The 26,913-nt window shown below is 71.1% G+C and carries 24 protein-coding genes; 7 read left to right on the top strand and 17 right to left on the bottom strand.

Features of this window, described 5'->3' with window-relative positions:
• Positions 1-2 precede the first annotated feature (2 nt).
• The 4 genes from OG214_RS23865 to OG214_RS23850 are packed head-to-tail and all read right to left on the bottom strand — an operon-like array spanning position 3 to position 4,115.
• A complete protein-coding gene (locus tag OG214_RS23865) occupies positions 3-1,370 on the bottom strand; it encodes a serine hydrolase domain-containing protein (RefSeq protein WP_405987591.1) in 1,368 nt (455 codons plus the stop codon).
• A gap of 54 nt (positions 1,371-1,424) precedes the next feature.
• Entirely contained in the window at positions 1,425-2,225 is an 801-nt protein-coding gene (locus OG214_RS23860; protein ID WP_405985903.1) for an energy-coupling factor ABC transporter ATP-binding protein, read from the bottom strand.
• Entirely contained in the window at positions 2,222-2,983 is a 762-nt protein-coding gene (gene cbiQ, locus OG214_RS23855) for a cobalt ECF transporter T component CbiQ (protein WP_405985902.1), read from the bottom strand. Before cbiQ ends, OG214_RS23860 begins: the two co-directional genes overlap by 4 nt.
• 1 nt (position 2,984) lies before the next feature.
• Positions 2,985-4,115: an energy-coupling factor ABC transporter permease gene (locus tag OG214_RS23850; protein WP_405985901.1), complete on the bottom strand. Its 1,131-nt coding sequence runs from the start codon at positions 4,113-4,115 to the stop codon at positions 2,985-2,987.
• 324 nt (positions 4,116-4,439) lie between these two features.
• On the opposite strand from OG214_RS23850, the gene OG214_RS23845 reads away from it, so the two are divergent.
• Complete coding sequence (locus tag OG214_RS23845; RefSeq protein ID WP_363080546.1) at positions 4,440-4,853, top strand: SsgA family sporulation/cell division regulator; 414 nt, start codon at positions 4,440-4,442, stop codon at positions 4,851-4,853.
• 278 nt (positions 4,854-5,131) lie between these two features.
• Here OG214_RS23845 and OG214_RS23840 read toward each other — a convergent pair whose 3' ends face one another.
• Both OG214_RS23840 and OG214_RS23835 read right to left on the bottom strand, forming a co-directional pair.
• Positions 5,132-7,369: an MMPL family transporter gene (locus OG214_RS23840; RefSeq protein WP_405985900.1), complete on the bottom strand. Its 2,238-nt coding sequence runs from the start codon at positions 7,367-7,369 to the stop codon at positions 5,132-5,134.
• A 97-nt stretch (positions 7,370-7,466) separates the two neighbouring features.
• The gene (locus tag OG214_RS23835) at positions 7,467-8,039 is read right to left on the bottom strand and encodes a TetR/AcrR family transcriptional regulator (protein WP_405985899.1); all 573 of its coding nucleotides are present in this window, start codon (positions 8,037-8,039) and stop codon (positions 7,467-7,469) included.
• 196 nt (positions 8,040-8,235) lie between these two features.
• Between OG214_RS23835 and OG214_RS23830 the strand changes: the two genes are divergently transcribed.
• Positions 8,236-11,745, top strand: coding sequence for a S41 family peptidase (locus OG214_RS23830; protein WP_405985898.1), 3,510 nt, complete (start codon positions 8,236-8,238; stop codon positions 11,743-11,745).
• Between the two features lie 122 nt (positions 11,746-11,867).
• Here the strand turns inward: OG214_RS23830 and OG214_RS23825 are convergent, their stop codons facing one another.
• The 4 genes from OG214_RS23825 to OG214_RS23810 form a co-directional block, all read right to left on the bottom strand.
• Positions 11,868-12,209: a hypothetical protein gene (locus OG214_RS23825; RefSeq protein ID WP_405985897.1), complete on the bottom strand. Its 342-nt coding sequence runs from the start codon at positions 12,207-12,209 to the stop codon at positions 11,868-11,870.
• Between the two features lie 84 nt (positions 12,210-12,293).
• A complete protein-coding gene (locus OG214_RS23820) occupies positions 12,294-13,178 on the bottom strand; it encodes an SDR family oxidoreductase (RefSeq protein ID WP_405985896.1) in 885 nt (294 codons plus the stop codon).
• Positions 13,175-14,095, bottom strand: a complete 921-nt coding sequence (locus OG214_RS23815; protein ID WP_405985895.1) for an alpha/beta fold hydrolase — start codon at positions 14,093-14,095, stop codon at positions 13,175-13,177. Before OG214_RS23815 ends, OG214_RS23820 begins: the two co-directional genes overlap by 4 nt.
• Positions 14,092-15,627, bottom strand: coding sequence for a flavin-containing monooxygenase (locus tag OG214_RS23810; RefSeq protein WP_405985894.1), 1,536 nt, complete (start codon positions 15,625-15,627; stop codon positions 14,092-14,094). The genes OG214_RS23815 and OG214_RS23810 overlap by 4 nt, the downstream gene beginning before the upstream one ends.
• A gap of 147 nt (positions 15,628-15,774) precedes the next feature.
• On the opposite strand from OG214_RS23810, the gene OG214_RS23805 reads away from it, so the two are divergent.
• Complete coding sequence (locus OG214_RS23805; protein ID WP_405987590.1) at positions 15,775-16,416, top strand: MerR family transcriptional regulator; 642 nt, start codon at positions 15,775-15,777, stop codon at positions 16,414-16,416.
• 47 nt (positions 16,417-16,463) lie between these two features.
• On the opposite strand, the gene OG214_RS23800 is transcribed toward OG214_RS23805, so the two are convergent.
• From OG214_RS23800 to OG214_RS23790, 3 genes are all read right to left on the bottom strand, one after another.
• Complete coding sequence (locus OG214_RS23800; protein ID WP_363080556.1) at positions 16,464-17,261, bottom strand: exodeoxyribonuclease III; 798 nt, start codon at positions 17,259-17,261, stop codon at positions 16,464-16,466.
• 111 nt (positions 17,262-17,372) lie between these two features.
• On the bottom strand, positions 17,373-17,780 hold the full coding sequence (locus OG214_RS23795; protein WP_405985893.1) for a rodlin: 408 nt from the start codon (positions 17,778-17,780) through the stop codon (positions 17,373-17,375).
• A gap of 176 nt (positions 17,781-17,956) precedes the next feature.
• Positions 17,957-18,367, bottom strand: coding sequence for a rodlin (locus OG214_RS23790; protein ID WP_405987589.1), 411 nt, complete (start codon positions 18,365-18,367; stop codon positions 17,957-17,959).
• 206 nt (positions 18,368-18,573) lie between these two features.
• On the opposite strand from OG214_RS23790, the gene OG214_RS23785 reads away from it, so the two are divergent.
• From OG214_RS23785 to OG214_RS23775, 3 genes are all read left to right on the top strand, one after another.
• Positions 18,574-18,984 carry a rodlin gene (locus tag OG214_RS23785; protein ID WP_405987588.1) on the top strand — a complete coding sequence of 137 codons (411 nt, stop codon included), beginning with the start codon at positions 18,574-18,576 and terminating at the stop codon, positions 18,982-18,984.
• Between the two features lie 293 nt (positions 18,985-19,277).
• Complete coding sequence (locus tag OG214_RS23780) at positions 19,278-19,511, top strand: chaplin (RefSeq protein WP_405985892.1); 234 nt, start codon at positions 19,278-19,280, stop codon at positions 19,509-19,511.
• 92 nt (positions 19,512-19,603) lie between these two features.
• A complete protein-coding gene (locus tag OG214_RS23775) occupies positions 19,604-20,587 on the top strand; it encodes a chaplin (RefSeq protein WP_405985891.1) in 984 nt (327 codons plus the stop codon).
• Positions 20,588-20,696: 109 nt separating this feature from the next.
• Here the strand turns inward: OG214_RS23775 and OG214_RS23770 are convergent, their stop codons facing one another.
• Both OG214_RS23770 and OG214_RS23765 read right to left on the bottom strand, forming a co-directional pair.
• A complete protein-coding gene (locus tag OG214_RS23770) occupies positions 20,697-21,986 on the bottom strand; it encodes an NAD(P)-binding domain-containing protein (RefSeq protein ID WP_405985890.1) in 1,290 nt (429 codons plus the stop codon).
• Positions 21,987-22,102: 116 nt separating this feature from the next.
• The gene (locus tag OG214_RS23765) at positions 22,103-23,509 is read right to left on the bottom strand and encodes an ATP-grasp domain-containing protein (RefSeq protein WP_363080560.1); all 1,407 of its coding nucleotides are present in this window, start codon (positions 23,507-23,509) and stop codon (positions 22,103-22,105) included.
• A 164-nt stretch (positions 23,510-23,673) separates the two neighbouring features.
• On the opposite strand from OG214_RS23765, the gene OG214_RS23760 reads away from it, so the two are divergent.
• Positions 23,674-25,008, top strand: a complete 1,335-nt coding sequence (locus OG214_RS23760; RefSeq protein WP_405985889.1) for a glycoside hydrolase family 26 protein — start codon at positions 23,674-23,676, stop codon at positions 25,006-25,008.
• A gap of 3 nt (positions 25,009-25,011) precedes the next feature.
• Here OG214_RS23760 and OG214_RS23755 read toward each other — a convergent pair whose 3' ends face one another.
• Both OG214_RS23755 and OG214_RS23750 read right to left on the bottom strand, forming a co-directional pair.
• Complete coding sequence (locus OG214_RS23755; protein WP_405985888.1) at positions 25,012-26,157, bottom strand: GNAT family N-acetyltransferase; 1,146 nt, start codon at positions 26,155-26,157, stop codon at positions 25,012-25,014.
• Positions 26,158-26,249: 92 nt separating this feature from the next.
• Positions 26,250-26,912, bottom strand: coding sequence for a lipopolysaccharide biosynthesis protein (locus OG214_RS23750; RefSeq protein ID WP_405985887.1), 663 nt, complete (start codon positions 26,910-26,912; stop codon positions 26,250-26,252).
• Position 26,913 lies beyond the last annotated feature (1 nt).

Genomic DNA, 26,913 nt, shown 5'->3' with positions numbered 1-26,913 from the left:
CGTCACGCCTCCGGCCGTACCGACGGTACCGAGCGCACCGCCCGCACCAGAGCCTGTGCGCGGGGGTCGGCCGTGACTCCCTTGCGCATACCGTTCGTCACATACCCGAACGCGATCCCCGACTCGGGGTCCGCGAAGCCCAGCGAGCCGCCGCGCCCCGGATGCCCGAAGGAGCCGGGGCCGAGCAGCGGCGCCGCCGGTCCGTGCAGCATGTAGCCCAGACCGAAGCGGGTGGCGACGACCAGGACCCGGTCCGGGCCCGCCGACTCCTCCGTACGCGCCAGGGTCAGCGTGGCGGGCGCGAAGAGCCGGTGGCCGTCGACGGGGCCGATCATCGCGGCGTAGCACCGCGCCAGCGCACGCGCCGTCGAGATACCGCCGGAGCCGGGGAGCATGGCGGCCCGGTACGCCGGGTCGTTCTCGTCGGGCCGCGGATCGATCACCCCGAACGCGCGGCGGGTGAGCGAGTCCGTGTCCCGGTACGCGTCGGAGACCGACCGCTTGGGCCGCAGCCGCAGCGCGCCGCCGGACGCGGCCGGCTCCGTCAGCGGTCCGATCCGCCCCACCCGGTGGGCCTCCTCGGCCGGCAGCCCGACCCAGAAGTCCAGCCCCAGCGGACGGGCGATCTCCTCGGCGATCCACCGGCCGACAGTGCGCCCGGTGACGCGTCTGACCAGTTCGGCGATCAGCCAGCTGTAGGTGTGCGCGTGGTAGCCGTGGTCCGTGCCCGGTTCCCAGACGGGCCGCTGGGCGGCCAGCGCCCGCGCCCCCGACTCGCCGTCGAGCGCCTCGGCCGGGGTCAGCGGCCGGTCGAGTACGGGTACGCCCGCGCGGTGCGAGAGGAGATGCCGTACGAGCACCCGCTCCTTGCCCGCGGCCTTGAACTCCGGCCAGTACGTACCGACCGGGGCGTCGAGATCGATCTGTCCACGCTGGTGCAGCAGGAGCGGTACGGCGGCGGCGACCCCCTTCGTCGCCGAGCGGACGATCTGTGCGGTGTCCACCGCCCAGGGCGCCGGATCCGGGACATGGCCCTCCGGCACCTGCCCGGGAGCACCCCCGTCCGTCCCGGCACCGATGCCGGAAGCCGTACCGGTGCCGAAAGCCGTCCCCGTACCGATGGCCGTCCCCGTACCGGAGTCCGTCCCCGTACCGGAGTCCGTACCGGTGCCCGCGACCGCTCCCGCGCCCGGTCCCGGCCCCCGCACCGCTCCGTCCACATCGCGCGTTCCCGCCCACAGGTCCACGACCTTGTGCCCGTCCTGGAAGACGGCGACCGCCGCGCCCCGTTCACCGAGCCGCTCGAAATTCCGTACGAAAGCGTCCCTGACCGGCTCGAAGCCCGCCGCCACCGTGCCCTGGACGTCCACGCCCGCGCCACCCACCCCGTCATCGCGCGCCACACCCCTGCGGCGTGACCCCCTCTATGGTGCAACGTGTCCCGGCGACACGGAACGCGGGTCGAATCCGAACGGCAGCTCCAGCCGGTGCGCGGCCATCAGCTTCTCGTCGCCGAGCAGCCCGTGCGTGGGTCCGTCCGCCACGATGACACCGTCGCTGAGGATCACCGCACGGGGGCAGAGTTCGAGCGCGTACGGCAGATCGTGCGTGACCATCAGCACGGTGATGTCCAGCGACCGCAGGATGTCGGCGAGTTCACGCCGGGACGCGGGATCGAGATTGGACGAGGGCTCGTCGAGGACGAGGATCTCCGGTTCCATCGCCAGTACGGTCGCCACGGCGACCCGGCGCCGCTGCCCGAAGGAGAGATGGTGCGGCGGGCGCTCCGCGTACTCCGCCATCCCGACCCGGCCCAGCGCGGTGACGACCCGTGCCTCCAGCTCGGGCCCGCGCAGTCCGGCGGCGGCCGGGCCGAACGCCACGTCCTCCCGTACCGTCGGCATGAACAACTGGTCGTCAGGGTCCTGGAAGACGATGCCCACCCGGCGCCGGATCTCGGCCAGATTCCGCTTGGCCACCGGCAGCCCGGCGACCGCGACCGAACCGGCGCCCGCCGTGAGGATCCCGTTGAGATGCAGGACGAGCGTGGTCTTGCCCGCGCCGTTGGGGCCGAGCAGCGCGACCCGCTCACCGCGCCCCACGGTCAGATCGACGCCGAAGAGGGCCTGATGGCCGTCCGGATAGGCGTAGGCGAGCCCGCTGACCTCAAGGGACGGCGGGGCCGGCGCCGGGGGTCCGGCGGCGGAAACGGAAGAGACGGTCATAGGGTCCAGCCAAGCAGACAGACGGCGAGCGCCGTCAGCGGGAGGGCGGCGGCATAGGTCCACTGCGCCCGGGACGCGGTCACCTCGTCGATGACCGGCATGGTGCCCGTGTACCCCCGGCTCACCATCGCCAGATGGACGCGCTCACCCCGCTCGTAGGAGCGGATGAAGAGCGCGCCGGCGGATTTGGCCAGCACTCCCCAGTGCCGCACGCCCCGCGCCTCGAAGCCGCGCGAGCGCCGGGCGATCGACATCCGGCGCATCTCGTCGGTGATGACATCGCCGTACCGGATCATGAAGGAGGCGATCTGTACGAGCAGTGACGGCAGCCTCAGCCGCTGGAGACCGAGCAGCAGGGAACGCAGCTCGGTCGTGGACGCGAGGATCACGGACGCGGCGACGCCCAGTGTGCCCTTGGCGAGTACGTTCCAGGCCCCCCAGAGACCGGGCACGCTCAACGACAGTCCCAGGAACCGGACCTGGTCGCCCGGGACCACGAACGGCATGAGCACCGCGAACGCCACGAACGGGATCTCGATCAGCAGCCGGCGCAGCAGAAAGCCGGCGGGGATACGGGCCACCGCGGCGACCACCCCGAGCAGCACCCCGTAGAGCGCGAACGCCCAGACCGCCTCGCGCGGGGTGGAGACCACCACGATCACGAAGCAGAGGACGGCGGCGAGCTTGCAGTGCGGGGGCAGCCGGTGGACCGGCGAGTGCCCGTGCCGGTAGAGCTTGTGGGCGTGACCCGCGCCCATCTCAGACGTTCCCGCCGACGGCGGACCCGGCGGACGGGGACGCGGCGGTCCCGTTGCGGCGGCGGCGCACCGCCCAGAAGACCCCGCTGCCCACGGCGACCGTGGCGCCCACCCCGATCACCCCGGCGAGACCGCCGGAGAGCCGGGCGTCGGAGATGTCCTCGACCCCGTAGTCGGCGAGCGGGGAGTCGGCGGAGGCGTGCTCCTCGGTCTTTCTGTCGATGCCGTGGTCCGCGGCGACCTTCTCCAGACCGTCGGGGTCGGCGGAGGCGTAGAAGGAGACGAATCCGGCCAGGACGAGGGCGGTGACCAGGCCCGTGGCCCAGAGCCGCCGGGGCGAGCGGGCGGCGGCGGGTGTCCCGGTCGCGGCCCCGGTCCCGGTCCCGGTCCCAGTCCCGGTCCCGGCGGCCACGGCGGCCGCCACGGGCACGGCCGCCGGCGCGGCATCCACCAGTTCCCCGCCCACCCGCAGCTTCAGCGGCGCGGTGAGCCCCCGGGCGCCATGGACCAGATCGGGCCGTACGGCGATGACGGCGCCGACCGTCAGCGCGGTGATCACGGCCTCGCCGATCCCGATGAGCAGATGGACACCGACCATCGCGGTCAGCACCTTGCCGATCGGTACGTCCGTCGTCCCCCCGACGGCGTAGATACCGGTGAACGCGAGGGCCGCGGCCGGTACGGAGACCAGCGCGGCGACGAAGGTGGAGACGGTCACGGAGCGGCGGGTGCGCGGCAGTACCTTCACCAGGCCGCGGAAGAGCGTGTACGAGACGACGGTCGTCACCACGGCCATGACGGTGATGTTCACACCGAGCGCGGTGAGCCCGCCGTCCGCGAAGAGGATGCCCTGCATCAGCAGGACGACGGAGACACAGAGGACGCCGGTATACGGGCCGACGAGTATCGCCGCCAGCGCCCCGCCCAGCAGATGGCCGCTCGTACCGGCCGCCACGGGGAAGTTGAGCATCTGCACGGCGAAGATGAAGGCGGCGACCAGTCCGGCGAGCGGCGCGGTGCGCTCGTCCAGCTCACGGCGCGCTCCGCGCAGACTGACCGCCACGGCACCCGCCGCGACGACGCCGGCGGCGACCGAGACGGGGACATCGATGAATCCGTCGGGGACATGCATGAACGGGCTCCGCTTCCTGCTGGTGGTGCGCGCGAGGGGTACGCCGGGGGTGCCGTGGGGGTGGCAGGCCGTTCCAAAGTAGAGCCCTGTTGCGAACAGTTCGCAAGAGCAGGTTGTACGCGAGTTGCCGTATCGGTGATCGGCCGATATCAGTTCCGGGAAAATTAGGGATAAATGCATATTCTTTGTAGGATTAAGTACTAAACCTCTCTCAAATGGAGGAGGTTTGCTCCAGTTCCCGAGGCGAGCCCAGCCGCAGTAGCAGCCGCACCCGCGCCCCCAGCCGCGTTCGCAGCCACAGCAGCAGTGCAGAGGAGCCAGCCGATGTCACCCGTCGTCGAGCAGCCCGCCAAATGCCGTCTCATCACGGACGCCCCCCACCACAAGGCCGTCTCCGTCACCCTTCGCTACGACGGTGACGACCCGCTCGCCATGCGCATCGTGTTCCCGGCCGAGGTCTCCCTCGACGACAGAGAGGTGATCTGGGCCTTCGCCCGGGATCTTCTCGACGAGGGCCTGCGACTCCCCTCCGGCGACGGCGACGTCCAGGTCTGGCCGTGCGGCCGGGCCCAGACGGTGCTGGAGTTCCACTCGCCGGAAGGCGTGGCGATGGTGCAGTTCGACTCCGCGCCGCTGCGCAGGTTCCTGCGGAGTTCGTACGCGATGATCCCCGCGGGCGAGGAGCGCCACGACATACAGGTCGACAACGAACTGGGCAGGCTGCTCCACCGCACATGAGCGGTCCGCGGGCGCGCCGGGGGAGACCCCGGGGAGCCGCGGGCGCCCCGGGGACAGCACGACGGCCCGGTCGTACACCTCGCCCAGGAGGTGTACGACCGGGCCGTGCGCGTCGCTCCGGCTCCCGTCCCCACGGCTGCCGGCGCGTACCGGGACCATGCGCCGCTCACGCCGCGGTCCCGGCGTTCAGGGTGAGACCGTCGTCCCCCGGTGTTCCCGGGACGTCCTCGGTGATCCCGGAACGTCCCCCGATCCCGGGAGGACTCGGTCTCGGCGCCTCAGACGCCGACCAGCTCACGCTCCGGCCCCGGACCGCCGTCCGCACCGGCCGTGTCCCCGAGCCGCTTGCGCAGCGCCTCGCCCTCGACGTCCACATTGGGCAGCGCCCGGTCCAGCCAGCGCGGCAGCCACCAGGCCTTCCCACCGAGCAGCGCGAGCACCGCGGGCACGATCGCCATCCGGACCACGAACGCGTCGAAGAAGACGGCGATCGCGAGACCGAAGCCGATCATCTTGATCATCGACTCGCTGGAACCGATGAAGCCCGCGAAGACGGCGATCATGATCACCGCCGCGGCCGAGACCACCCGGGCGCCGTGCCGGAAGCCGGTGACGATCGCCTCGCCGGGCCGCTCGCCATGGACATACGCCTCGCGCATCCGGGTGACCAGGAAGACCTCGTAGTCCATGGCCAGACCGAACACCACGCCCACCATGAAGATCGGCATCATCGACATCACAGGACCGGTCTGCTCGACCCCCAGCAGCCCGCCGAGCCAGCCCCACTGGAAGACCGCGACCACCGCGCCGAGCGCGGCGACGACGGAGAGCAGGAAGCCGAGCGCCGCCTTGAGCGGTACGAGCACCGACCGGAAGACCAGCATCAGCAGCAGGAAGGCCAGTCCGACGACGAGCGCCAGATACGGGATCAGCGCGTCGTTCATCTTCTCCGAGAAGTCGATGTTCATCGCGGTGGCGCCGGTGACCAGGACCTCGGCCCCGCTGTCCGCCGCGATCCGTCCGCCCGTGTCACGGATGGAGTGGACCAGGTTCTCGGTCTCGACCGACGACGGACGGTCCTCGGGGATCACCGTGATGGTCGCGGTGTCGCCCGCCTTGTTGAGGGTGGACGGGGTGACGACGGCGACGCCGTCCATCTTCTTCACGGTGTCGGCGACCTCGGTGGCCGCCGCCTTGGCGTTGTCGTCGGCCTTGCCGTCGACCACGACCATCAGCGGCCCGTTGAAGCCGGGGCCGAAACCGTCGGAGAGCAGGTCGTACGCCTTGCGCTGGGTGGTGCTCACGGGCTGCGAACCGTCGTCCGGCAGACCCAGTTCCAGCGAGGTCGCAGGAAGGGCGATCGCCCCGAGCCCGAGGACGGCCGTGATCAGTACGGTGACGGGCCGGCGCAGTACGAACCGCGCCCAGCGGGTGCCCAGATTGGGCTTGTGCCCGGCGTGGTGGTGGTGTCCCGCGGCCTGGCTCTCCAGCGCCTGGCGGGCCTTGCGCCCGTGCACCCGCTTGCCCGCGAAGCCGAGCAGCGCCGGGATGAGGGTGAGCGCGATGAGGACGGCGATCACGACCGTACCGGCGGCGGCGAAGCCCATCTTGCTGAGCATCGGGATATTGACCACGGCGAGACCGACCAGCGCGATGACGACCGTCAGCCCGGCGAAGACCACGGCGGACCCGGCGGTGCCTACGGCCCGCCCCGCGGCCTCCTCGCGTTCTCTGCCCTCGGCCAGTTCGGCCCGGTAGCGGGAGACGATGAACAGCGCGTAGTCGATACCGACCGCGAGGCCGATCATCATCGCGAGGGTCGAGGTGGTGGAGCCCAGGTCCAGGACATTGGCGAGCGCGGTGATCGTGGAGATACCGACGCCGACCCCGATGAGCGCGGTGAGCAGCGGAAGCCCGGCGGCGATCAGCGATCCGAACGTGATGACGAGTACGACCGCCGCGATGGCCACACCGATGATCTCGGTGGCCCCGGTCTCCGGGGCGGCCTGGAGCGCGTCACCGCCGATCTCCACCGCCATCCCCTGCGCCCGTGCCTCGGCGCCGGTCTCCTCCAGTGCCGTACGGGTCTCGTCGGTCAGCTCCATCGAGGCGACCTTGTACGAGACCGAGACATACGCCGTCGACCCGTCCTTCGAGACCGCGTTCGCGGTGTACGGATCGGTCACCGAGGAGACCTGGCCGGAACCGCCCGACAGCTCGTCCACGATCGCGCGGACCTCGGCCTTGTGGCCGGCGTCGGTCATCTTCTCGTTCGCGGGCGCCTTGAAGACGACCCGGGCGGTGGCGCCGTCGGCGCTGCCTCCGGGGAAGCGCTGTTCCAGCAGGTCGAAGGCCTTCTGGGCCTCCGTTCCCGGGATGGAGAAGGAACTGGACGTGGGCGTGGACGCGGATGCGGCACCGACTCCGGCGAGCGCCAGCAGTGCCACCCACAACAGGGCGACATAGTGGCGGCGCCGGAAGGCCAGCCGTCCGAGCTTGTAGAGAAACGTGGCCACGAGGGCGTACTCCCGGTCTATCGATGGATCAGGGCATGGGGAGCCGGCCCGACGGCGAGAGCGGCACTCGTCAGGTGAGGGGTCCTGCGGGGGACGGTCAGACGCCGAGGGAGGGGAGGACCACGGCGTCGAGATACGACCTGAGGAAAGTCCGGTCCGGCGACCGGTCCTCGATCAGCTGCCGGGCGACCAAGGCGCCGACCAGCATGTGTGTGACGTACTTGAGCGCGGGATTGTCCGCGGCGATCTCGCCACGGTCCACGGCACGTCGCAGCAGCGCCTGGAGTCCGTTGATCTCGGGCTCGATCAGCAGCTCGCGCAGCGCCTGGTGGAGATCGGGGTTGTTGTGGACGGCATGGAACAGGCCCCGCATCAGCGCGGAGTCCCGTTCCATCTGGCAGTCGTCGCCGGCCGCCAGCAGCGCGTGGAAATCGCCGCGGAGCGAACCGGTGTCGAGCTGTTCGAGACTGACGGGCTTGTTGTGCCGCATGGCACGGACGACCAGCTCGGGCTTGCTCCCCCACTGGCGGTAGAGGGTGGCCTTGCTGGACCGGGTACGGGCGGCGACGGCGTCCATGGTGAGGGCGTCGTAGCCGACCTCGCGCAGCAGATCGAGCACGGCACCGTACAGCTCGGCTTCGCGCTCCGGCGTAAGCCTGCTGCGTGCCATGACCCGACCTCCCGAACGAAACCGTTTCGTACAGTACGAAGATAACCCGGCGGAAAGCGAAACGGGCCCGTTTCGCTTGTGGCCTGCACCACAGCCGCGGCACACCACCCGCACCACGCGTCGCAGGCGCGCCACGGCCCCCGTCGGAAGTCGAGGCGCAGAGGCGGATCGGGCTCGGAAAGGGCAGCATTGGGGGGTGAGTGACGACGTCGCGTATCTTCGCTTCCCGCACCTGCACGACGACTTGCTGTGCTTCGCCGCCGAGGACGACCTCTGGGTCGCCCCCCTCGCACCGGCCGGGCATCGGCCCGAACGCGCCTGGCGGGTGACCGTCGACCGCACCAGAGTCGGTCACCCCCGCTTCTCGCCCGACGGCCGCCACATCGCCTATACGACCTGGCGCAGCCTCGACCCCGAGATACATCTGGCCCCGGTGGACGGCGGACCGGCCCGCCGGCTCACCTACTGGGGCGCCACCGACACCCGCGTCTGCGGCTGGACGCCTCCCGACAGCGACGGCGACTCCCAGATACTCGCCGTCTCCTCGCACGGCCGGCCGTTCTCCTACTTCGCCTGGGCCTACGGCCTCCCCACCGACGGCTCCCCCGGCGGCGCGCTGCCCTGGGGCCCGGTCAACGACATCGCCGTCGCGGACATCGACGGCGAGCACCGTACGCTCCTGCTCACCGGCAAGCCGCCGCACGAACCCGCCGCCTGGAAGCGGTACCGCGGCGGGGCGATGGGACGGCTCTGGCTGCACGGCAAGCGGCTGCTCGCGGACCTCGGGGGCCATCTCGACTGCCCGATGTTCGTCGGCGGACGTATCGCGTTCCTCTCCGACCACGAGGGCGTCGGCAATCTCTACTCCTGCCGTCCCGACGGCACCGGGCTGCTCCGCCACACCGATCACGACGCCTTCTACGCACGCCACGCGTCGTCCGACGGCCGCCGGGTCGTCTACCAGTGCGCGGGCGATCTCTGGCTGGTCGACTCGCTGGCCGCCGGCTCGGTGCCCCGCAAGCTGGACGTACGGCTCGGCGGGCAGCGCGCGGGGCGCCGGGGCTATCAGGTCCCCGCGTCCAGCCACGTCAACGGGATATCCGTGGACACGACGGGCCGGGCGAGCGCCGTCTCCGTGCGCGGCAGCCTGTACTGGCTCACCCACCGCGACGGCCCGGCCCGGACGATCGCCGACACCCATGGCGTACGGGTCAGGCTCCCGAGGATGCTCGGCAGCGGCGGCCAGGTCGCCTACATCACCGACGCGGACGGTGAGGACGCCATAGAGATCGCGTATCTGCCCCGCGCGAGCGGGGACCGGCCGCCGCGCCGGCTGGCGTCCGGACAGCTCGGCCGCGTACTGGAGATGGTCGCCGACCCGGACGGCGAGCGGATAGCGATCGCCTCCCACGACGGGAGGCTGCTGCTCGTGGATGTCACGGAGGAAGAGGAGGGAGAGGGCGAAGAGGAAACGGAGGCGGAGGAGCCGGGGCCCGAGGAGAAGGAGCCCGAGGAAACGCGGGAAACACAGGAAACGGACGAGCGGCCCGAGGCACCGGACACGCCCCCCGCGCCCCCCGAGGGAACACCCGCACCCGAACCGGCGTCGACACCGGCACCGGAACCGGCAGCACCGCCGCCCGGTCCCGCACCCGCCCCAGCCCCGGCCCCGGCCCCCGTCCCCGACCGCGTCACCGAGCTCATCCACTCCATCAACGGCCCCGTCGCCGATCTCGCCTTCTCGCCCGACGGCGACTGGCTCACCTGGTCCCACCCCGGTATCGGCCGCTCCCTGCGCCAGATCAAGCTGGCCAAGATCGCCGGGAGTTTCGCCCGCACGGTCGTCGATGTCACCAACGGCCGCTTCGAGGACGAGAATCCGGTCTTCACCAGCGACGGCCGCTATCTCGCGTTCCTGTCCTGGCGCGGCTTCGACCCGGTGTACGACGTGCACACCGGCGACCTCTCCTTCCCGCTCGGCTGCCGCCCCTATCTCGTACCGCTCTCCTCCGCCACCCCGTCGCCGTTCGCGCTGTCCCCGGACGGCCGCCCCGCCGCGGGCGGACTCGACCCGTCGGACAGCGAGTCCGGCGACGGTACGGTCACGGTCGAGGTCGAGGGTCTGGCGGAACGGGTCACCCCGTTCCCCGTCACCGCGTCCAAGTACTCGGCACTGCGCCCGGTCAGCGGCGGCGGTCTGGTCTGGCTGCGCTGGCCGATCTCGGGCGCGCTCGGCGAGACCTTCGCCAACCCCGCGGACATGTCGGGACGCCCCACCCTCGAACACTTCGACATCGTCAAGGCCCGTAAGAGCGAACTCGTGGACCATCTGGACTGGTTCGCGACCAGCGGTGACGGCACCAGGCTGGTGGTCGTGGACGACGGCGACCTACGCGCCGTACCCGCCACCGAACCGGGCGACGGCGACTCGACCGTCTTTCTCGATCTGCGCCGGATCCTGCACGACGTCGACCCCGGCGCGGAGTGGCGCCAGGCGTTCGACGAGGCGGGCCGCATCATCCGCGCGTACTTCTGGGAGCCGGGGATGTGCGGTATCGACTGGGACGGTGTCCTCGCCCAGTACCGTCCGCTGGTCGAACGGGTCGCCTCCCCCGACGAGTTCGCGGATCTGCTCCGTGAGGTCCTCGGCGAGCTGGGCACCTCCCACGCGTATGTCACCCCCGCCCGCCGCAACGAGGGCCCGCCGCACTACCAGCGCCCGATCGGACTGCTCGGCGCCAATCTGGTCTGCCGGGACGGCGCCTGGGTGATCAAGCGGATCCTGCCCGGCGACTCCTCCGACTCCAAGGCCCGCTCACCGCTCGCCGGTACGGGTATCCGCGAGGGAGCGGTCCTCACCCATGTCGACGGCCGGCCCGTCGATCCGGTGGCGGGCCCCTATCCGCTGCTCGCCGCCGCCGGAGGCACCACGGTCGAGCTGACCTTCCGGCCCGCCGAGGGCAAAGCCCCCTCCCGCCGGGTCGCGGTCGTCCCGCTCATCGACGAGCGCCCGCTGCGCTACCAGGACTGGGTGGCCAAACGCCGTGCCGTGGTACGGGAGATCAGCGGCGGCAGATGCGGCTATCTGCATATCCCCGACATGGGCGGCTCGGGCTGGGCGCAGTTCAACCGCGATCTGCGCCTTGAGGTCTCGCGGCCCGCGCTGATCGTGGACGTACGGGGCAACGCGGGCGGCCATATCAGCGAGCTGGTGGTGGAGAAGCTCAGCCGCAGGATCATCGGCTGGGATCTGACGCGTGACGCCCAGCCCGTCTCGTACGCCTCCAACGCGCCGCGCGGCCCGGTCGTGGCGCTCGCCGACGAGGCGACCTCCTCCGACGGCGACATGATCACCGCCGCCTTCCGGCTGCTGAATCTGGGCCCGGTGGTGGGCCAGCGGACCTGGGGCGGGGTCGTCGGCATCACGGGACGCCACCGTCTCACCGACGGCACGGTGATCACGGTGCCGATGAACGCGGCCTGGTTCGACGCGTACGGCTGGTCCGTGGAGAACCACGGTGTGGAGCCCGACATCGAGGCGCTGCGCACCCCGCTCGACTGGGCGGAGGGCCGGCACGCCCAGCTCGACGACGCGGTGTGGGTGGCGCTGGATCTGCTGGCGGGGCAGCCGGCCTCGACACCGCCGGGGTACGGAGCCGTGCCCGATCTGCGCCGTCCCCCGCTGCCGCCGCGCGAGACGGACTGAGAGCCGGACGGCACAGAAAGAAGGCGCACCCGGCGAACCGGGTGCGCCTCTTGTCAGGCCCTCAAGCCCTCAGGCACTCAGGCACTCAAACCCTCGGACACTCAAGCCCTCGGGCCATTCGCTCAGGCGTCGAAGTGGTCGTCGAACTCGTCGCGCGCGTCCTGCGCCCTGCGAGGCGACTGGTTGTCGCGGTCCTGGGCACGGTCGTTGCCCTGCGGGTTGCGGCCCGCCTGTCCGTGCTGACCCGGCTGGGCCGGCTGAGCCGGCTGCTGCCCGTGCCGGTTCGGCTGGCCCTGGCCCTGGCCCTGGCCCTGCTGGCCCTGGCCCTGACCCTGCTGGCCCTGGCCCTGGCGGCTCTGCTGTGAACGCGGGGACTGCTCGTCCCTCTGGTTGTCGCCCATCTGCGCCTTCGCCCGGTCTCCGAGCTCTTGCGCCTTGTCCTTGAACTGGTCGGAAATACCCATGGAATTTCAACTCCTGGAAGAGGTGGGGGGTGGGGGGTGGGGCCTCGACCAGACTTACACGCCCCGACATTCCGCGCATTTCGATCAGTCACGCTGTGTGCGCTCGCGCTCGTCGGCGGCCCCGCCCGCACCCACAAGTCCCTTGCGCACCACGGCCGGACGGGGTCCGAAGCGCCTCATCTCCCGCGCGCCGACGACCGCGACGAGCCCCGGCAGACAGCCCCGTACCGACTGCGTCCCGCACAGCCACCACTGCGCGTAGACATGCGCCGAGCGCCGCTCTATCCCCGCGACGATCCGGTCGACGGCCGGCCCGAGCGGATACGTACGGTTCGCCGGCCAGGGCAGCCGCCGGCGCATCTCCCGCATCACCTCGTCCTGGTCGGCGCCGCGCACCATGTCGGTGTCCGTCCAGGACAGATAGCCGACGCCGACCCGCACGCCCTGGTGGGCGACCTCGGAGCGCAGACTGTGCGCGAAGGCCTCGGCACCGGACTTGGACGCGCAGTACGCGGTCATCATCGGCGCGGGGATGATCGCGGCCAGCGAGGCGATCTGGAGGAAGTAGCCGCGGCTCTCCCTGAGCAGCGGCAGGAACGCCCGCGCCGTGACGGCGCCGCCTATCAGATTGACCTCGACGACCCGTCGCCACGCCTGCGGATCGGAGTCCGCGAACGGTCCGCCGGCGGCCACACCCGCGTTGGCGACGACGATGTCCACCGCGCCGAAACGCTCCTTGACCTCCCGCGCGACCCGCTCCATCGCCACGTGGTCGGTGACATCCGCGTGCCAGTGCTCGCGGTCCGCGTGCAGCCGGGCTGCGACACTCCTCAGTTCGTCCGGCTCCAGACCGACGAGCGCCACCTTCGCGCCGCGCGCGGAGAGCTTGCGGGCGAGCAGTTCACCGACACCGCGCGCCGCGCCGGTGACCACCGCGACCCGGCCTTCGAGATCCCCGCGCCGGCTCATGCCGCGTCCTCCCTCGGTCCGGCATGGGCGGCGGCCAGCTCACGGATCCTGGCCGTGACGGCCTCCGGCGCCTCCACCGGCGTCATATGTCCGGTCCCGGCCAGTACGGTCAGACCGGCGCAGTCGGGCAGCGCGGCGGCCAGCGCCCGTGCCTGGACCGGCGGGGTCAGCCGGTCCGCGGTCCCCACCAGTACGGCGGTGGGCACCCTCAACTCCCGTACGTCCGCGTCGAGATCGAGCGCGCCGAGCACCCGTGACCAGGCGACCCGGGAGACCCGCGGACAGGCGTGCACGATCCTCGCGCACCGGGCGATCCGCTCCGGCGCGGCTCCCGGGCCCATCGTCCCGTAGCGCAGGATCCGCCTGGACAGCGGTGTGACGGGGCCCAGCGGGGCGCGGGCGCCGAGGACGAGCCGGGTGAGCCGCGTCCGTACGCGCCCGGCGCGCATCGGCACCACCAGCGCCTCGGCGACCAGCCGCGAACTGCCCGTGCTGCACAGCAGCACGGCGGCGGCGTGCTCCCGGAAGGCGGGCCTGCGCGCGGCGGCCAGCAAGGCCATACCGCCCATCGAGTGCCCCACGAACACGGCCTGTTCGCCCGGTGCCAGGGTGGCGGCGAGCACCGCCTCCAGATCGTCGGCGAGCGCGTCGGTGGAGTATCCGCTCCGGCCGGGCAGCGGCGTACGGCCGTGTCCGCGCTGGTCGTAGGCGATCACCCGGTGGTCGGCGGCGAGGTTCTCGATCTGCGCGGACCAGAAGCGGATGGAGCAGGTCCAGCCATGGGCCAGTACGACGGCGGGCCGGCCCTCGGGGCCGAACACCTCGATATGGACACGGGATCCGTCGGCGGAGACGGCGGTCGTCCCACGCCCCCGGGGCGGCCGGCCGGGCGTACCCGCCGTCTGCGGCGCGCTCATCGGACGGCCTCCCTCGCGCCGCTCCCGCCGGCGCACCCCGCGACATCCGTGTGCGGTCCCGCGGCGCGGATCACCTCGTACTCCGAGAGATCGACGCGGCGCGTGGCCCTGCGGAACTCCGTTGTCGTGCCGGGCCAGATGGTGGTGTTGCGTCCGTTGGCGTCCAGATACCAGCTCGTGCAGCCGCCCGTGTTCCACACGGTCCGCCTCATCCGCTCCTGCACCCGGTGGTTCCAGGCGCGTACGGCCGCGGGCCGGGCCGCCAGCGCCGCGCGTCCGCCGACAGCGCCGAGGCCGTCGAGCTGCCGCAGATAGTCGGCCATATAGGCGAGCTGGGCCTCGATCATCAGAATCATCGAGGAGTTCCCCAGACCGGTGTTGGGGCCGATGATCGTCATCCAGTTGGGGAAGCCGGCCGCGGTCGCGCCGCGCAGCGACTCCATACCGTTCCGCCAGGTCTCGGCGAGTGTGCGCCCGTCGGCGCCGACGACCCGTTCCGCGATCGGCATGTCGGTCACATGGAAGCCGGTCCCGAAGATCACGGCGTCCGCCTCGCACTCCGTACCGTCCGCGGCGACCAGCGTCGAGCCGCGCACCTCGGCGAGGCCCGAGGCGATCACATCGACGTTCGGCTGCGCGAGCGCCGGATAGTACGAGCTGGAGAGCAGGATGCGCTTGCATCCGATGCGGTACGAGGGGGTCAGCACGGCCCGCAGCTCGGGGTCCTTGATCGCCTTCGCGATATTGGCCTTGGCGAGGGCCTCGACGAGCCCGAGTTCGTTCGGCCGCTTGGTGAACGCCTGGACCTGCAACTCCCTGATGCCCCAGAGCAGTTTGCGCCGTACGGTCCCGGTGAAGGGCAGCGCCCGGTGCAGCCGGCGCTCGGCCGTGGATATCGCGCGGTCCGCACGCGGCATCACCCAGGGCGGGGTCCGCTGAAAGAGCGTCAGCCTGGCGGCTTCCCGCTGGATCGCGGGGACGATCTGGATCGCGGAGGCGCCGGTGCCGATCACGGCGACGCGCTTGCCGCGCAGCTCGTAGTCGTGGTCCCAGCGCGCCGAGTGGAAGACCTTGCCCGGGAATCCGGCGAGCCCGGGGACCTCCGGGATCCGGGGATCCGACAGCGGCCCGGTCGCGGAGACCACCACCTCCGCGGTGAAGTTCCCCCGCGAGGTCTCTATCTCCCAGTGCAGGGCGTCGCTGTCCCAGCGCATCAGCCGGACCTCGTGGTGCAGCCGCAGATGCGGCCGGAGTCCGAAGGCGTCCGCGATCCGCTCCAGATAGGCCCTTATGTGCCGCTGCCCGGAGAAGACGCGCGGCCAGTCGGGGTTGGGCGCGAACGAGAACGAGTAGAGGTGCGACGGCACATCGCAGGCACACCCCGGATAGCTGTTGTCCCGCCAGGTCCCGCCGACCGAGCCCGCCCGTTCCAGGACGACGAAGTCGGTTATCCCCTCTCTGCGCAGCCGGACCGCCGCCCCGAGGCCACCGAATCCGGATCCGACCACCGCCACGCGTACGTGCTGGCCCATACCGCCTCCTGCCGCCGGACATCATGAACCGCGCCAGCGATCACTGGCGCAATCCGGAGCGTAGAGCAGCTCCGTACTCATGGGTAGGGGGCGGGTGGAAACACGTTACCGGCGGTACGACATAAGCTTCCCCGCATGGAGTACCGGATGGAGGAGCTGGCACGGGAGGCGGGCATCACCGTCCGCACCGTGCGCTTCTACCGTGAGCGCGGGCTGATACAGCCACCGCGCCGCGAGGGCAGGATCGCCTGGTACGACACCCATCACCTGGCCCGGCTCCGTACGATCGCGGCCCTGCTGGAGCGCGGCCACACCCTGAACGGCATCGCCGAGCTCGCCACCGCCTTCGAGAGCGGGCGCGATGTCGGCGAAGTCCTGGGCCTCGGCGAAGCCACCGGGGAGACCCCCGTCCGGCTCTCCCCCGAGGAGCTCGCGGACTACTTCGAGGGCGAGGTCACCGCGGAGAATCTCGCCACCTCCCTCGCCCTCGGCTATCTGGCCACGGACGGCGACGAGATCGTCCACATCAGCCGCCGGCTGCTGGACGCCTCCGCGGCCCTGGTCCGCGAGGGGGTCCCGCTCGCCTCGATCCTGGAGACCGCCCGCGAGGTCCGCGCCCACACGGACGCCATGGCGGAGCTCTTCAGCGCGTTCCTCGCCGCCCACACCACCGCCGAGGACTCCGCCAGACTCCGCCCGCTGGCGAAGAGCATCGTCGAGGCGGAGTTCTCCATGGCCCTGGACCGCCGTCTGCGCACCGGGTACGCCACCGGCTCCGCCGGCGCCTGAGCCGCCGCGGGACGTCCGGACTCCGGAGCCTGTGGATCTCCGGACTCTCAGCTCTCGTAGGCCACCGCCACCGGCGCGTGGTCGCTCCACCGCTCCTCGTGCGCCGCCGCGCGCTCCACCCAGCCCTTGACCGCACGCCCGGCCAGACCGGCCGTGGCGACATGCAGGTCGATACGCCAGCCGCTGTCGTTGTCGAAGGCACGCCCCCGGTAGGACCACCAGGAGTACGGCCCCTCCTGGCCGGGATGGAGGGCGCGCATCACATCCGTGTACCCGGTCTCCTCGTAGAGCCGGGTCAGCCAGGCGCGCTCCTCGGGGAGGAATCCGGAGGACTTCCTGTTGCCCCGCCAGTTCTTGAGGTCGGCCTCCTGGTGGGCGATGTTCCAGTCGCCGCAGACCAGCACCTCACGCCCGTCGGCGGCGGCGCGCTCCCTCAGCTCCGCCAGATACGGGAGGAACTCGTCCATGAACCGGACCTTCTCGTCCTGCCGCTCCGTGCCCGCCTCGCCCGACGGCAGATAGAGGCTGGCCACCGTGACACCCGGCAGATCGATCTCGGCGTACCGCCCGCTCGTGTCGAACTCCGCGCTGCCGAATCCGGTCCGCGTACGCTCCGGCTCCCGGCGCGAGAGGAGCGAGACACCCGCGCGGCCCTTGGCCGCCGCCGGGGCGTGCAGGACGTACCAGCCCTCCGGCTCCCGTACGGCCCCGGGCAACTGCCCCGGCTCGGCCCGTACCTCCTGGAGGCAGACCACATCGGCGGAGGTCTCCGCCAGCCACTCCACGAAGCCCTTCCTGGCGGCGGCTCGCAGGCCATTCACATTCACGGATGTCACGGTGAGCATCCCGGCACACTACCCACCCGCGGGACCGGCGCCGGCCGCCCCCGGGGTGACCCTCGCCGCACATGACGGAGGCCCGGTCCGGCGCACCGCCGAACCGGGCCTCCGTGGGCGTCAGTTGTTGCCGACACCGTTCCCGGACAGGACCGGGATGTCGTCCAGGATGTGCGACAGCGGCTCGTCGCCCTTGGCCTGGGTGGAGTTCTCGACACACTGCTGGTTCTGCGGCGACGACAGGACATTGATGTCCTGAAGAGCGATCGGCGTAGCACCCACGAGGGAGGCGACGTTCGCCTTCAGCGGCAGACCGATGCACGGCTTGTTCAGCGAGCCCTGGACCAGCCCGAGCTGCGGGCTCATGTCGCCCTTGGTCACGGAGTTGCCGAAGGCCTGCTTGGCACCGTTGCCGCTGAACGAGGTGGTGCCCTGGTCGTCACCGATGGCGAGGGCCGGCGACACGGCGGCGGCCGAAGCCCCGACGATCGTGGCCGCTACGGCAGCGGTTGCCCACAGCTTCTTCATTTGGATGCCTTTCCGGAAAGTCGGACCCCACCGGTGGAGTCCGTGCTGCTCAACCGCCGGTGGACGGAATGGTTGCGGCCGTTCCCCCGAACGGCGTACCGCATTAACTGAGAAACAGAGAAAAAGACCGGACCACCGCGGAAGACAGCGGTGGTCCGGTCGGTTCAGTCGATTTCTCAGTTGTTGCCCGTGCCATTGCCGGACAGGATGGGGATGTTGTTCAGAAGGTGCGAGAGGGGCTCGTCGCCCTTGGCCTGGGTGGAGTTCTCGACACACTGCTGGTTCTGCGGCGACGACAGGATATTGATGTCCTGAAGAGCGATCGGCGTAGCACCCGCGAGGGAGGCGAGGTTCAGCTTCGCCGGCAGACCGATGCACGGCTTGTTCAGCGAACCCTGGATAAGTGCCATCTGCGGGCTCATGTTGCCGTACGTCGCCGAGTTGCCGTAGGCCTGCCAGGCCCCGTTGCCGCTGGCGGAGGTGGTGCCACTGTCATTACCGATGGCGAGAGCCTGCGGAGCGGCGGCGGCCGAGACGCCGACGACGGAAGCGGCGACAGCCGCAGCGGCCATGACCTTCTTGATCATCACGATGAGTCCCCTTCTGAAGGATGCCCCAAGTCCCCGGGGCCCCCTGAGCAACTTCCCACCGGGGGTTTGGTTCTGGACCTTCACTCCAACGGCCTATTACCGACAGCCGACAAGCCGATCGAGTGAAGCAGCGGAACCAAACTGCCCACATCGGGTTGTCCAGGTCGCTCCACCTGCATTCCTGAGAAAAGGAACACACCGTGATCAAGAAGATTATGGCCGGCGCGGCCGTCGCCGCCTCCGTGGTCGGCATTTCGGCTGCGGCGGCGCCCACCGCGTTCGCCATCGGCGATGACAGTGGCACCACCTCCGCCAGTGGCAACGGCGCCGAGCAGGCCTTCGGCAACTCCACGACCAAGGGCAAGATGAGCCCCCAGCTGGAGCTGGTCCAGGGCTCGCTGAACAAGCTGTGTGTCGGTGTGCCGGTCAAGGCCAACATCAGCACACTCGCCGGTGTCCCCACGCCGATCTCCGTCCAGGACCTCAATATCCTGGCCTCCCCGCAGAACCAGCAGTGCGCGGAGAACTCCACCCAGGCCAAGGGTGACGAGCCGCTGTCGCACATCCTGGACGACATCCCGGTCCTGTCCGGCAACGGTGCCGGCAACAACTGATCCGTACACGTTCGCCCGGACCGCGTTCCGGGCCGACGGGCCGGCCGGGGCAATGACGCCCCGGCCGGCCCGTCGTCGTATTCCACGAACGGCCCCTTCTTACGCAGAAACGAAAATCCCGAATACCTTCACGCGGCAATCGAGTGAACCAGAGAAAGCCATAAAACAGCACAGTTTCCTTGCCAAGGGCCAACTCGTTGGTGTTCCAGCAGCGGACGCAGGAGCTGAGAATTCGATGCTCGCGTGCCACGACAGTCGTGCGGACGGGAACGCCGCTGCGGAAAGGGCTCACGATGAAGTGCAAGAAGGCCGCAACAGTCGTCGCAGGTCTGCTCATGACGATGGGCGCCGCGGCTCCGGCCATGGCCGACGCCGAAGCCGAGGGCGTCGCGATCGGTTCTCCCGGCGTGCTCTCGGGCAATGTCCTTCAGCTTCCCATCCACGTACCCATCAACCTGTGCGGCAACACCGTCGACGTCATCGGTGTACTGAACCCCGCCTTCGGCAACGCCTGCGCCAACGCCTGACGTTGCCCGTCCGGTCCCGAAGCGCGGGGTTCCCCTGCTTCGGGACCGGTCTCGGCCGGCCCCGATGTCACAGCAGGAGGAGAAGAGATCAGATGCGAGACCTCATCAGCAAAGGGCTGCTCACCGCCGCGGCGGCGTCGAGCGTGCTGTCCCTGAGCGGTGGCTATGCCATCGCGGTGGAGAGCGACGGGGTGGCCGCCAGATCACCGGGTGTGCTCTCGGGCAACAGTGTCCAGGCACCCATTGAGGTCCCGGTCAATGTCTGCGGGAACACCGTGGACGTCGTCGGCGTGGGCAATCCCGCTTTCGGCAACGGCTGTGGCAACGCGTCGGGCCGGCCGGGACACTCGGCGGCGCGTGAGCGGACCCCGTCGCACCCGGCGCACCCGGCGCACCAGGCACCCTCGGCGTCCCAGCGGCACGACGACCGGACGCCGTCCGCCCCCCAGGGGCCGGACCACGCCCCGGTGGCCGCCCCGGAGGACACGCCCGCCCACGCCCCGCAGCGGCACGAGACGCACCCCCGCACGGAAGGGCACCCGCGCAAGGAGGCCGTGGGCACCGGCGCCGGTGCCAGTGCCAGTGCCATCGCCAAGGGATCGCCGGGTGTGGGCTCGGGCAATGTCGTCCAGGCACCGCTCCACATCCCGCTGAACGTCTGCGGCAACTCCGCCGATCTGATCGGCGTCCTCAACCCGGCGTTCGGCAACCGGTGTGAGAACGGTGCGCCGGTGGCGGCCCCCGAGGTCCCCGCGCACCCGCTGCCGGAGCCCCCCGGAACGCCCACGGTGCCGGAAACCCCCGAGACTCCCGGAGGTGAGGAGCCGCCCGGCGGTACGGAGGTCACACCGCCCGTTCCGCACACACCCCCGGGGGACAAGGTCATTCCTGACACGGTCGTTCCTGACACGGTCCCTCCGGCCACGCCCTCCCGGCCCGAGTCCCCCGCGCCCGTCACGGAACTCGCCTCCACCGGCAGTGACGCCGGTCTGCTCGGCATGGCGGCGATGAGCATGGGTCTGCTGCTCGGCGGCGGGATCCTGTACCGGCGCAGCACCGCGCCCGCCCGCGTCTGACCTCAACCGGCCGCGGACGCCGGCATATCCGGCCGGCCGGGAGAATCGCGGCGGATCCTCCCGGCCGACGGACCTGGGCGAGCGGGTCCTGACGTCACGTCAGATCGGTTCAGGTCAGCAGGGACTTCCCGGCCGTCGCCGACATCGGCTCCGACGCGGGCGACGCCTGCCGCTGCCGGACCGTACCGAGCGACCCGCCGCGCGATCCGAGCCGCCGCCGCACCCCCCGTACCAGCCGCTCGGCGGTGTACGCGGCCCCGTACACGAACCGCATCGACGGGCCGAACGACGGGGCGCTCAGCAGCCCGGCCACGAAGAGCCCCGGGTGCGAGGACTCGAAGAGCGGGCTCGCCTCCGGCGCGGTGCTGGGAGAGACCGTCGCCAGCGCGGCCCGCAGTTCGCCGTCGAGAAGACCGAGCCGTTCCAGCCCCGGGGTGAATCCGGTGGCGGCGATGACATGATCCGTCTCCACGGTCTGCACCCGGCCGGTGGTGGCGACCAGTTCGAGCCGTACACCGCCGTTGTCCATCGGGTCCGCGCTCGCCAGACTCTCGCCCAGCCTGACGTCCACCGCCGGCTCGAACCGCTCCCGCAGCCACCACGCGCCCGCCGGTCCCAGCGCCGAGGTGAAGACCCGCGCCCGGGTCGGGGCCGGCAGCCGCCGGAAGAGGCCCGGGGTCTCCGCGTAGAGCCAGTTCTTCCATCCGCAGCCCAGTCCGGTGTGCGGCATACGGACCGTCTCCCTGACGGGGCGGTCCAGGGGCGGCGGCAGGGTGTTCCAGTTCAGCCGGCCGGACCGGGCCACCACCCTGACGGTGGTGCCCTGTTCGGCGAGGAGGGCAGCGGTCTCCAGGGCCGCCTGGCCCGCGCCGATGACGGTCACGTCCCGCCCCACGAAGCGCGTCAGATCCGCGTGGTGACTGCTGTGCGTCACCTGTTCGCGGGTGAGCGCGTGCAGGGGCGCGGGGATGTCGACGAAGGGCATCACCCCGACCGCGAGCGCCACCGTACGGGCGAGCACACTCTCGCCGTCCTCGGTGGAGAGCCGGAATCCGCCCAGGACGGGCCGGACGGCCGTGACCATACGTTCGTCGACGGGCGGGACCGCGCGCTGCGCGAACCAGAGTCCGTACGAGGCGAAGAAGCCGACCGGCAGCGGAACGCCGTGCCGTACCTCCACCCCCTGGGTGGCGGCGTAGTCGGCCAGACCGAACGCGCCTGCCGGATCGGAGAGATTCGACGCCCACGGTTCGGATTTCAGATACATCCCGGGGGGCATGTGGTCCCGCCATGAGGCCATCGGCCTGCCGAAGACCCGCAGATCGAGTCCGGCCGCCGCGGCGTGCGCGGCGATGGAGAGTCCATAGGGGCCTGCGCCCACCACTACCAGGTCGTACATCAATGTGTTCCGCTCTCTGTGCCGGGATGGTCAGTCGTGGTGTCAGTCGTGGTGATCGGTTGAGTCTGTGAGGCAGGTGACGGTCCGTCGGGGACCGCTCCGAGGCCGGGCCGGGATCAGGGCCGCTGCGACACGGGGACGCCCCGGACGGAGCCGGCCGGGCTGCGTCCGCGCCTGAGCACCGGGGTCGTCCTCGGCAGCGCGGGATCGTGACGCCCGAAGTCACCCCTGCGCCGGTCGGTCGCGATACCCCCGAGCACCCGGCCCAGCCCGCTGCGGCCCCTGCGTACCGCGTGCAGTCCGAAGGCGACGGCCATGGCGTACGCGGGCCGCGGATCGTCCAGCGCGAACCACGCGGCCTCCATGGCCATGGACCGGTCCGCCGCCCCGCCGCGCCCGTCCGCGCCCGCGGTGTGCACACCGTCGTGCCCGAGGCGTCCGGTGCCCCGCGCGCGGCCGGAGGGCAGGACGGAGAGGGCCGACAGCAGCGCGTAGTTCTCCACCACGAAGGTCCTGCCGTGCGCCGCGGCCTGTACGGGGACGGCCCGGCCGGTGAGATCGAGATGGAGCGCCCGTACGACATCGGTGCCCGAGCGGTCGGTGAAGAGCCGGAACTGCGCGCCGGGCCGGGGGTTGAAGTCGAGGAGATGGTAGGCGCCCGTCGCGGTGTCACGGCGGAAGTCGAGATCGAGGATCCCGCGGTAGCCGAGCGCGGAGACCATCTGACGGGCCGTCCGCTCCACGGCCGGATTGGGCAGCCAGGTGCCCACCGCGGTCAGCCCGGCCCCCACCGGCCAGGATCTCTCCTTGCGGCCGGCCGCCCCGACCAGGCACTCGCCTCCGGCGCCGCTGTATCCGTGGAAGAACCAGTCCAGTCCCCGGCCGTGCGGCAGGAACTCCTGGAGCAGCAGTCTGCTGCCCGCCTCGGCGCTGCGTCCGTACAGCTCACGGGCCTCGTCGGCGGAGCGTACGAGCACGGTGCTGCGCAGCCCGGCCGCCTCGGGAAGGAGCCACGGCCGGCTCCACTTCGCGATGACCGGCAGTCCGAGCGAGCGGACGGCGTCCGCCGCCTCCGCCGCGCAGCCGGGGATCACCGTCCTCGGGTGGGGGATGCCGAGGTCCCGGCAGATTCCCACCAGCTCCGCCTTGTCCGCGACCCGCTCCGGCAGTCCTGACGGCTGTTCAGGCAGCAGATAACGGCCGGTCAGACGGGACTGGAGCTGTCCGACGGTGATGGCGCTCAGATCGTCCATGGGGATCAGCACGGCCGGCGTCCCGAGCCGGTCGGAGACCTGGAGCAGCAGTCGCTGAATCTCCGCCAGATCCCGGCAGCCGTCGGGTCTTGGGTGGGTGCGGCGCAGATAGCGGGAGTGCCCCACGGGGCCGCGCGCGGCCTCGACCACCGTGTGCACCTCGATCCCGGCCCGGCCGAGAGACCGGACGGCGCCCAGCGTCCCGTGGTGGAAGGGGTTCTGGTCGAGCCTCATGAGTACGGCGGGAACACGGGTGTCAAAGCTCGGCACAGTGGTGTCCTTCAATTCGATGGCCCAAGCGGGGGATGAAATTCACGAACGGACTACTAGAACGCCAGGCCGGGTTCTCGTTCGGCTCATTAGAAATACTTTTGAAGGAGCGTGACCACGGCTCGCGGCCACGGAAGAGAGCTCAACTCGCAAGGAGCTTGTATATGTCCCATCGACGTCGACGGCTGACCGCCACGTGTCTGGGTGTGGTCATGGCCGGCCTCCTTTCCTCGGGCACGGCGCTGTCCGCTCCGGGTGATGCGAACGATCCGGACACCGCGTCCGGCCACAAGCCTCCGCAGGCATCCGCTCCCGCGACAGGCGCGTATCTCGACTTCGGTCCGAAAGGCGTCGAACGCATCGCCGACATGCAGAAATGGCTCGGCGGTACGGAACTGCGGGTCGGGCACAGCTATCTGCCGGGGGACGTGTGGTCCAACATCGAGGGCGCCCCGGAATTCCTGGCGGACTGGGCCGAATGGCGAAAGGCCAGGGACAACCGCATGTTCGTGCTCAACGTCCCCATGCTGGAGCACACCGAGGACCGGGTACGTGACTCGCATGTCCGCCGTGAGCTGTTCAAAGGCGCGGCGGGGCTGTACGACGGACACTTCACCACCCTGGCCCGGCGCCTCGTCCGCCTCGGTGTCCCGGACACGGTCATCGTGCTCGGCTGGGAGATGAACGGAAACACGTACACCCATCGCTGCGGCCCCGCCCCGATGGCGTGGAGAAGATACTGGCAGCGCATCGTCACCGCCATGCGCGCGGTACCCGGGCAGAATTTCCGTTTCGACTTCGCGCCCAACCGGGGGCTGGACGACATTCCCTGGACGGCGTGTTATCCGGGCGACGACTACGTGGACATCATGGGCATGGACTCGTACGACCAGCCGCCGGGCCGGACCTTCGACGAACAGGTCGACGAGCCCTTCGGACTCCGGCACCACGTGAACTTCGCCGCCGCGCATGGAAAGGTGATCTCCTATCCGGAATGGGGCCTCTTCCGTAACGGTGACAACCCCGAATACATGCGACGCATGCTCCAGTGGATCGACACGTACAAACCGCTCTACAACACCGTCACCGACTACTGTCCGCACGGCGTGTGGCAGTGCGAGGAGAATCCCGAGTCGTCGAAGGTGTACCGGTCCATGCTCTACGGCCGGGTGCCGGAACCGGCGCCGACACCCACAGCGACACCCACTCCGGCACCCACGCCCACTCCGACGCCGACCCCGGCGTCCCCCGAGACCTCCGGGACCCCCGCTCCGGAGCCCGCCGCGCCGGAGCCCGTCCCCGTCCCGGAGCCCGCTCCCGTCCCGACGCCCACCCCGGCACCGGCACTCGGACCCGCGCCAGGTCCCACGCCCGTGCCGGCCGGGCTGCCCGCCCGTCCGCCGGTCTGTACGCCGATGGACTTCGGTCCCTGGATCGAGGGATGGCTCGGCGGCAAGGTCTGCCTCCCTCTCACCTGGTGGCGCAGACTCGGCTCCTGAGGCTCAGTCCCGGCGCATCCGCTTGACCAGCGCGGCGGCCCGCCCCCGGGCCGCCGCATGCCCGATCAGCAGCCGCAGCGAAGGCTCCAGACAGGGCCGGGAGAGCAGGTAGCGCTGATTGCGGACGGTCTCCGGGCGCCAGTGGTGCTTGTACGGCTCGTTGCCGCGCAGCATGCTCAGCGTGGTGCGTCCGCTCCCGCCGATCTGCCGCGCCCCGCTCCGCAGCAGCATGGTGGCCACATCCACCTTCCTGGCGCGCAGCCCGGGATCGGCCCCGTACAGATAGCCGCCCGCCAGCGTCCCCGACATCAGGGTGAGATCCGCCGCCAGCACCTCCCCGGCCAGCAGGAACTCGGTCACGCGCGCGTCGCCGTACCCGGCCATCGCCCGTACCGAACGGCTGAGATGGTTCGCGAAGCGCGTACTGAGATGCTCTGCGGTGACCCCGCGCCCCTGCCACTGGAGCCGGTGCAGTTCCAGCAGCCGTGCGACCGCGAGCGGGATCTCCTCCTCGGGCACCACCCGCTCGTCGATACCGAGCGAGTCCAGCTTGCGCAGCTTCGCGCGGAAGCGCTGGGCGCGCGAGGAGGCGAGCCTGCCGAGCAGTTCGTCCATGGGAACGGCGGGCAGCTCCAGGCAGACCGAGTCGGGCAGCTGCCGGCGCGGCCCGCTCCAGCAGGCGACGACACGTTCCGCCGCGGCGCCCGGCCGTACCTCCCGCAGATCGATCACCGCCGTACGGGCCACCTCCCGCAGCGCTCTGGCCAGCGCGGCCGCCGCGGCCTCGGGGCAGCGGTCGTCCAGCAGGACGTCGGAGAAGTCGGAGATGGTCCCGCCGAGCGGTACGAGGACAGGGACGGGGCGGTGGACCAGCATCAGCGGCGCCGCCGCGACCAGCTGTCCGCCCCGGCGTACGAGCACGACCCGCAGCCGGCCCGGCGTGCCGTACGACACCCACCAGGAGTGCAGCCAGGCGTGGTTCTGGAACGGGGTGGCGTTACGGGAGCGGCGGTGCAGCGTGTGCCAGTCGGGACCGAGCGCGGCGAAGCGGCCGATGTCCCGGCACACCTCCGTGGTGAACACCGACCCGGAGACGGACGAGGCGGACGGTGCCGACGGGGAGGAAGAGGTGAGGGGGGCGGAGGGCATGGGGGACGCGGAAGACACGGAGGGCGCGGCGGCGGAGCGCGTGCGGGCCGCCGCCGAGGGCATTCCGGTCGCCCGTCTCGATTCTGTGTGCATCAGACTGTCTCCGGCTGTGGTTGGGATGCCGTCGCCGGGCCCGGGACGGTCACATGGACCTGCTCGGCCCGCCGCCTCGGCCTGACCAGCAGACCGAGCCCGCCGAGCAGCCCGCCCGCGCTCGCGCCGACCAGGGTCGCCAGGGGCGGGGACGCCGAGACCGGACCGGTCGGCTCGACCGCCCGGGAGAACTGGAGCACCCGTACGTTCGTACTGCCCTGCAAGTGGGTGCCGTTGACGACCAGGGAGCGCGCGACGCCGTCCGCCATGTTCACGGCCGTGGCCGCCTCGGACGAGGTCGCCGTCACGGAGATCATCGGAGCGTCCGGCGAAGTGGCCGTCCGCACATTCTTCTTGAGGGTCTCCACCGACACCCCGGACCAGACCGGCGCGTCACCGAGCAGTGCCACCTGGGAGGCGATCCGTCCGTACGCCGTCGCGAATCCGAGGGCCGCGGCCGGGTCGGACTTCTCGGTCGGTACGACCAGGACATAGCTGGTGGCCAGGTACTCGGGGGTGCGCAGCAGTCCGTACGCGCCCCCGGCCAGCGCCCCGGTCAGCGCCGCCGCCGGCACGATCCCCCAGACGGGCAGCGCCTTCAGCCTCGCCGACACCGGAATGCGCCGCGCGGCCCGGCGCCGCGGAGGACTCGACTGGTTCATG

It is taken from the genome of Streptomyces sp. NBC_00872, assembly GCF_045161915.1.
Lineage (GTDB): Bacteria > Actinomycetota > Actinomycetes > Streptomycetales > Streptomycetaceae > Streptomyces.
Note: the sequence above shows the minus strand (reverse complement) of the source record. Positions and strands in the feature narration are given on the sequence as shown.

What these genes read in the sequence shown, in the direction of transcription:
- OG214_RS23775 (WP_405985891.1), top strand. Translation starts at nt 19,604, where the DNA reads ATGCGAGACCTCATCAGCAAAGGGCTGCTCACCGCCGCGGCGGCGTCG.
- OG214_RS23850 (WP_405985901.1), bottom strand. Translation starts at nt 4,115, where the DNA reads ATGCATGTCCCCGACGGATTCATCGATGTCCCCGTCTCGGTCGCCGCC.
- OG214_RS23825 (WP_405985897.1), bottom strand. Translation starts at nt 12,209, where the DNA reads ATGGGTATTTCCGACCAGTTCAAGGACAAGGCGCAAGAGCTCGGAGAC.
- OG214_RS23790 (WP_405987589.1), bottom strand. Translation starts at nt 18,367, where the DNA reads ATGATCAAGAAGGTCATGGCCGCTGCGGCTGTCGCCGCTTCCGTCGTC.
- OG214_RS23860 (WP_405985903.1), bottom strand. Translation starts at nt 2,225, where the DNA reads ATGACCGTCTCTTCCGTTTCCGCCGCCGGACCCCCGGCGCCGGCCCCG.
- OG214_RS23800 (WP_363080556.1), bottom strand. Translation starts at nt 17,261, where the DNA reads ATGCTCACCGTGACATCCGTGAATGTGAATGGCCTGCGAGCCGCCGCC.
- cbiQ (WP_405985902.1), bottom strand. Translation starts at nt 2,983, where the DNA reads ATGGGCGCGGGTCACGCCCACAAGCTCTACCGGCACGGGCACTCGCCG.
- OG214_RS23845 (WP_363080546.1), top strand. Translation starts at nt 4,440, where the DNA reads ATGTCACCCGTCGTCGAGCAGCCCGCCAAATGCCGTCTCATCACGGAC.
- OG214_RS23760 (WP_405985889.1), top strand. Translation starts at nt 23,674, where the DNA reads ATGTCCCATCGACGTCGACGGCTGACCGCCACGTGTCTGGGTGTGGTC.
- OG214_RS23815 (WP_405985895.1), bottom strand. Translation starts at nt 14,095, where the DNA reads ATGAGCGCGCCGCAGACGGCGGGTACGCCCGGCCGGCCGCCCCGGGGG.
- OG214_RS23755 (WP_405985888.1), bottom strand. Translation starts at nt 26,157, where the DNA reads ATGCCCTCCGCCCCCCTCACCTCTTCCTCCCCGTCGGCACCGTCCGCC.
- OG214_RS23770 (WP_405985890.1), bottom strand. Translation starts at nt 21,986, where the DNA reads ATGTACGACCTGGTAGTGGTGGGCGCAGGCCCCTATGGACTCTCCATC.
- OG214_RS23780 (WP_405985892.1), top strand. Translation starts at nt 19,278, where the DNA reads ATGAAGTGCAAGAAGGCCGCAACAGTCGTCGCAGGTCTGCTCATGACG.
- OG214_RS23820 (WP_405985896.1), bottom strand. Translation starts at nt 13,178, where the DNA reads ATGAGCCGGCGCGGGGATCTCGAAGGCCGGGTCGCGGTGGTCACCGGC.
- OG214_RS23795 (WP_405985893.1), bottom strand. Translation starts at nt 17,780, where the DNA reads ATGAAGAAGCTGTGGGCAACCGCTGCCGTAGCGGCCACGATCGTCGGG.
- OG214_RS23810 (WP_405985894.1), bottom strand. Translation starts at nt 15,627, where the DNA reads ATGGGCCAGCACGTACGCGTGGCGGTGGTCGGATCCGGATTCGGTGGC.
- OG214_RS23750 (WP_405985887.1), bottom strand. Translation starts at nt 26,912, where the DNA reads ATGAACCAGTCGAGTCCTCCGCGGCGCCGGGCCGCGCGGCGCATTCCG.
- OG214_RS23805 (WP_405987590.1), top strand. Translation starts at nt 15,775, where the DNA reads ATGGAGGAGCTGGCACGGGAGGCGGGCATCACCGTCCGCACCGTGCGC.
- OG214_RS23835 (WP_405985899.1), bottom strand. Translation starts at nt 8,039, where the DNA reads ATGGCACGCAGCAGGCTTACGCCGGAGCGCGAAGCCGAGCTGTACGGT.